This is a genomic window from Vibrio sp. Vb0937, from assembly GCF_033338855.1.
The window spans coordinates 1-2,288 of the sequence record NZ_JAWOTK010000075.1 but is presented as its reverse complement, the minus strand read 5'-3'; the positions used below and the strand labels follow the sequence as shown (position 1 = coordinate 2,288).

The window sequence follows — 2,288 nt, the reverse complement described above, 5'->3', positions numbered from 1 at the left end:
GTGGTGCCCGGAGGCGGAATCGAACCACCGACACGAGGATTTTCAATCCTCTGCTCTACCGACTGAGCTATCCGGGCGACGAGGTGTATTAAAAGGCTTTTCGGCTTTCAGGTCAACAATAAAATTAAAATAAAATATCGTTTGATGAATTTGTGCTCGGAGTGGGCTGTTTTTATGCGTTTTTAGCAGCAATGCGCCATGCTTTAAGCGATGTTTTAACATTGATAGTGTGTTCACTTGCAAAATAAAGGCGATAAAAACAAAAAAGCACGTCTGAAAACGTGCTTTTTATTGAACAATTGACTTTAAACTAGTGCTTTACTGAGAACTTGTTTACCCAACCTTCTAGCTCATTCGCTAGTGAAGCTAAACTTTGAGTACTTGATTGGCTCTCGGTTACGACAGAGTTGAGTTGGCCTCCGCTTTCCTCGATAAGGTTTATGCGTAGCGCAATATCATCGCTAACCTGCGTCTGCTCAGCGGCAGCAGTAGCGATCTGCTGGCTCATTGTGGTGATAGATTCTAACGCCGTTACAATTTGCTGTAGAGCTTCAGAGGCATTCTTAGACTCTGTAACAGTGCTTTCACTAGTTTCTGCACATATTTCCATTGTGTGAATGGCATTGCGAGAGCCTTCTTGCAGATTGGAGATCATATACTGAATCTCTTTTGTGCTGTCTTGTGTGCGTCCTGCTAGGTTGCGTACCTCATCAGCAACGACTGCGAAGCCTCGGCCTTGTTCTCCAGCACGTGCTGCTTCAATGGCTGCATTGAGTGCCAATAGGTTTGTTTGCTCTGCGATATCACCAATCACATCGAGCACTTTTACAATATTATTTACATCCTGATCTAGATCGGCGACCGCTTTACTCGCAGTATTTAATTGAGAAGCTAAACCTTGAATGTTTTCAACCGTGTTATGAATGAGTTTCTGAGTATGTTGGCTTTGTTTGTCAGCCTCGTCCGTATTGTTTGCGGTGTCGCTTGCTGAATTGGCAACATGGTTGGCTGAAGATGCCATTTCAGTCATCGCAGTGGCAATCATCGCCGTTGATTGCTGCTGAGATACGGTAAGATCGGCAATCGTATTTGATCGAGCTTCTACGGCAAACAACTCTGCGCGCAGTGCATGCATAGACTTCTCTAGGTTTGTCACCATAGTAGCTAGTGATTGACTCATATCTTGCACGGCACGATAGATACTTCCTCTCGGTGCCACAGTATCAAAACTGGTCTGAATGTCTCCTTGAGCGACAGCTTGAACTGCTTTGCGCACATCGTTAGGCTCTCCACCAAGTAGATGAAGCATTTTGCGAATCGAAATGATCAGGCCACTTAGAATGCTTCCCGCGATAATCAGACATAGCACAAGCTGCCATTGTGCTGTCGACCAAAAACGTGCGTTAACTTCATTAAAGCCAATACCTGTACCGACAACCCAGCCCCAGTGTGGTGTTTTTTCTGCTATCGAGTGTTTTTCTTCAATGCTGCCATCTGCTTGTTTTTGGCTCCAGGTATATTCAACGATCTGACCTGTTTTGTGCCCCAATACATCTAGAATGAGTTGGCCTACGCTATTACCACTGCCATCTTTAAAGTCATGGAAGCTGGTACCGTGCAGTTGAGGGTCTAGTGGTGCGGCGATGAACATCATATTTTCATCTGCGACATAAACGTATTCGTTGTCTTTGTAGATATTGTTACGAAGTAGGCGAGTGGCTAATGCTTTCGCTTCGTCATCCGGCATTTTGCCTTCGATAGCCATCTTTTCTACTTCGGTAAGTATGCTGTACGCACTTTTAAATAGCTCAGTAACTCGAGCTTTGTTATCAAGGTTACTTGCGACGCGAAGTGTCCATAAGCCCGTTGCGGTCAGAGCTAGGAGAGCTAGCAATATGATCGCAGATAATAAATAGGCTTGAGTTTTTAGTTTCATATTTAGCTCACAAATAAAGTGTTATCACTATGCAAGGCATAGCTAAAAGAAGAAATGTAATAACTCGGGCATCTTAGTGAAGATGAATATGCTCGGATACTAATGCGTATTGAAATTACGATGAGGATTAAATTTTTATCGTGAAATAAGTATTTTTGAAGAAAGGATTTAATGTTCGCTGATGTTTAGAAATGAAGTGCAGATAAATGGGAAAACGAGAAATGACGTATAAAGCAGATACAAAAAAGCCGCATCAAGTGATGCGGCTTTAAAAGTGGCTCCTCCTGCTGGGCTCGAACCAGCGACCTGCGGATTAACAGTCCGTCGCTCTACCAACTGAGCTAAGGAGGAA

Annotated in this window: 1 protein-coding gene and 2 tRNA genes; all 3 read right to left on the bottom strand. The window is 43.8% G+C overall.

From position 1 onward, the window contains the following. Position 1 precedes the first annotated feature (1 nt). Positions 2–77 (bottom strand) — tRNA-Phe (locus R7P67_RS23180). A 233-nt stretch (positions 78–310) separates the two neighbouring features. Beyond that, entirely contained in the window at positions 311–1,936 is a 1,626-nt protein-coding gene (locus R7P67_RS23175; RefSeq protein ID WP_262654068.1) for a methyl-accepting chemotaxis protein, read from the bottom strand. A gap of 275 nt (positions 1,937–2,211) precedes the next feature. Beyond that, positions 2,212–2,287 (bottom strand) — tRNA-Asn (locus tag R7P67_RS23170). Between the last annotated feature and the right edge of the window lies 1 nt (position 2,288).